This is a genomic window from Phycicoccus flavus (genome assembly GCF_004025965.2).
GTDB lineage: Bacteria > Actinomycetota > Actinomycetes > Actinomycetales > Dermatophilaceae > Phycicoccus > Phycicoccus flavus.
The window spans coordinates 1-3,164 of the sequence record NZ_SAYU02000132.1 but is presented as its reverse complement, the minus strand read 5'-3'; the positions used below and the strand labels follow the sequence as shown (position 1 = coordinate 3,164).

The following is a 3,164-nucleotide window of genomic DNA, read 5'->3' as shown; positions in this document are numbered from 1 at the left end:
AGGAGGAGGCGGAGCCGGGACCCGTCGTCGAGGACGATCCCGAAGGCCGGCGCCGCGTCCAGGCCGTCGCCGCACAGCAGGTCCAGCAGCGCGAGCAGCCCGTCGTCCGCGGCGGCCGCGAGCCGGCCGGCCCCCCACGCCCCCGGCTCGACGACGGCGACCAGACCGGGGCCGGTGACCTCGACGAAGCGGTCCCCGTCGGGCGGGACGGCGCTCACGACCCCGCGCCGTCGACCGTCACGACGACGACGGTGACGTTGTCCCGGCCGCCGGCCTGCACCGCGGCGGCGACGAGGGCGTCGGCGGCGTCCTGCGGGTCGGGGTTCTCCCGCAGGAGGCGCTCGAGGTCGTCGTCGCCCAGCTCGTTGGTCAGGCCGTCGCTGCACACGACGAAGGTCTCGCCCGGCTCGGCGTCGCGCTCCCACAGGTCCGGCTCCGGGGCGGGCTCCAGGCCCACCGAGCGGGTGATGACGTTGCGCAGCGGGTGGGTCGACAGCTCGTCCTCGTCGATGAGCCCGGCCTCGAGCAGCTTGCGGACCTCGGAGTGGTCGGTGGTCAGCTGCCGCAGCCCGTCCCCGGCCAGCCGGTAGACGCGCGAGTCGCCGACGTTGAGGACGACCCAGCGGGCCGGCACGGCGTCGGCGACGAGGACGAGACCCGTGGCCGTCGTCCCCATCCCCGCCCGCTCGGGGTGCTCGGCGGCGGAGGCGAGGATGCGGCGGTTGGCCTCGGCCACGGCAGCCGCGACGTCCTCCGGGCCGGTGGCCGCGGCGGCGTCGAGCCCGGCGAACGTCTCGACGACGAGCCGTGAGGCGACCTCGCCGGCCGCGTGACCACCCATGCCGTCGGCGACGACGAACACGCGCTCGCCGACGACGTGGTCGTCCTCGTTGTGGTCGCGCACGACGCCCACGTCGGTGGCCCCGGCGGCCCGCACCCGCAGCGGCGCGGCGCTCATCCGGCGTCCCCGTCGACGAGGAGGGTGTCCAGGACCGCCCGGAGGACCTCGTGGTCCTCCTCGAGGCCGTGGCCGCGGGCCCGGCCGACGACGAGCAGGTGACGCCCGGCGCCCTCGGCGGGCGGGAGCGCCGTCACCAGGTGGACCTCGAGCACGGGCACGCCGGCGTCGTCCCAGCCGACGTGGCGGGCCTGCCACTCCCGGCCGCGGATCAGGACGGCGAACGCGTCCTCGACCCGCGTCCCGGGGGGACCGGCCGCGGCGGCCGAGCCGTCGAGCACGGCGGTCACCGGGTCCTGACCCGGGCGGACGAGGTGCCGGACGACGACGGTGACGGCGCCGCCCCGGGCGCCGGGGCCGGAGGCGCGCAGCAGGGCGTCGCCGGCGGGCAGCGCGCTCCACCGGTCCGGGGTCTCCAGCGACACGGTGGGCGCGGCCGGGGCGGTGGGGCCCGGATGGGTGACGACGGGCATACGGCATTCCCTCGGGCGGCGTCGGAGGCGGTGGTCGGAGCGAGCCTAGACCGCGCCGCGGACGCCCGGCCCGGCCTTGCGGCGACTCGCCCGTGGTCCCCGCCCGGGTGGCCGCGCCGCGCGGAGGCGCCCGGACCGGGCGACGGCCGGCCCTGTTGGATCCTGCCGATCCCTCGTGCAACCCTGTGCACTTCTGCCACACTGCCGGAGCAGCACCGTGCTGCGGACCGTCAGAATCCGGTGGAGAGGCGCCATGACCGACACGGCTACGACGCTCGGGGGAGACTGGGACTTCGACCCGCAGCACACGCGGATCGGCTTCTCGGCCCGGCACGCGATGATCACGACCGTCCGCGGCTCGTTCAACGAGGTCGAGGGCCACGTGCACGCCGACCTCGAGGACATGGACGCCTCGCACGTCGAGATCACCCTCAAGGCCGCGAGCGTCGACACCCGCACGCCGGACCGCGACGCGCACCTGCGCAGCCCCGACTTCTTCGACGTCGAGACCTACCCGGACATCACCTTCGTCAGCACCCGCGTCGAGGAGATCGAGGACAACGCCTACCTCGTCACCGGCGACCTGACGATCAAGGACGTCACCCAGTCGCTGAGCATCCCCATCGCCCTGAGCGGCGTCGAGAGGGACGCGTTCGGCGTCGTCCGCGCCGGGTTCGAGGGCACCCGCAAGGTCAACCGCCGTGACTACGGCCTGGAGTGGAACATGCCGCTGGACTCCGGGGGCGTCCTGGTCTCCGAGCGGATCACCCTGGAGTTCGAGATCTCGGCGGTCAAGCGCGAGGCCGTCGTCGAGTCCGCGGCCGAGTCCGACGGGGGGCCCGAGGCCGAGGCCGTCCCGCAGCCCGACGCCACGGCCGAGGCCTCCTGACCCACCGCGTCACCACGGCGCCGTCTCGGCGCCGTCAGCCGCCGGACGGCCCCTGTGCCGACTCGGGCTGCTCGGCCCACCACGCGAGCAGGCGCTCACGGGCGACGTCCTTGCCGACCGGACCGTCGTCGGTGCGCACCTGCAGGAGGTGCTTGTAGGCCCGGCCGAGCACGGGACCGGGGCTGATGCCGAGCACCTGCGCGATCTCGTTGCCGTCGAGCTCGGGGCGCAGCGCCTTGAACTCCTCCTCCGCCTGCAGCCGCTCGATCCGCACCTCGAGGTCGTCGTACGCGGCGGCCAGCCGGCGGGCCTTCTTGACGTTGCGGGTCGTGCAGTCGGCACGGGTCAGCCGGTGGAGCCGGGGCAGCAGGTCGCCGGCGTCGACCACGTAGCGGCGCACCGCGGAGTCCGTCCACTGGCCGTCGCCGTACCCGTGGAAGCGCAGGTGCAGCTCGACGAGGCGCGCCACCTTCCTCGTCGTGTCCTTGTCGAACCGCAGCGCCTTGAGCCGCTTGGCGACGAGCTTGGCGCCGACGACCTCGTGGTGGTGGAAGGACACCCCGCCGCCGGACTCGAAGCGGCGCGTCGCCGGCTTGCCGATGTCGTGGAGCAGCGCGGCGAGACGCAGGACGAGGTCCGGCCCGGGCACCGACTCCGGCGGGCCGTCCGACGGACCCTCGAGGTCCATGGCCTGCTCGAGGACGATCATCGAGTGGTCGTAGACGTCCTTGTGGCGGTGGTGCTCGTCGACCTCGAGTCGGAGGGCGGGCAGCTCCGGCAGGACGAGCTGCGCGATCCCGGACGCCACGAGCAGCTCGAGCCCGGCGCGCGGGTGCGCGGCGGT

Annotated in this window: 5 protein-coding genes; 1 reads left to right on the top strand and 4 read right to left on the bottom strand. The window is 75.0% G+C overall.

The window, feature by feature from the left end; translation table 11 throughout:
- From EPD83_RS20065 to EPD83_RS20055, 3 genes are all read right to left on the bottom strand, one after another.
- Positions 1 to 218: hypothetical protein (locus EPD83_RS20065; protein ID WP_165567063.1), on the bottom strand; the 218-nt coding region annotated here is incomplete at its 3' end.
- Positions 215 to 958, bottom strand: a complete 744-nt coding sequence (locus tag EPD83_RS20060; RefSeq protein WP_128367150.1) for a PP2C family protein-serine/threonine phosphatase — start codon at positions 956 to 958, stop codon at positions 215 to 217. The genes EPD83_RS20065 and EPD83_RS20060, both read right to left, overlap by 4 nt.
- Entirely contained in the window at positions 955 to 1,431 is a 477-nt protein-coding gene (locus EPD83_RS20055) for a hypothetical protein (protein ID WP_128367151.1), read from the bottom strand. The genes EPD83_RS20060 and EPD83_RS20055 overlap by 4 nt, the downstream gene beginning before the upstream one ends.
- A gap of 253 nt (positions 1,432 to 1,684) precedes the next feature.
- Between EPD83_RS20055 and EPD83_RS20050 the strand changes: the two genes are divergently transcribed.
- A complete protein-coding gene (locus EPD83_RS20050; RefSeq protein WP_128367152.1) occupies positions 1,685 to 2,320 on the top strand; it encodes a YceI family protein in 636 nt (211 codons plus the stop codon).
- Between the two features lie 34 nt (positions 2,321 to 2,354).
- On the opposite strand, the gene EPD83_RS20045 is transcribed toward EPD83_RS20050, so the two are convergent.
- The coding region (locus EPD83_RS20045; RefSeq protein ID WP_128367153.1) for an HDIG domain-containing metalloprotein at positions 2,355 to 3,164 on the bottom strand (810 nt) is incomplete at its 5' end.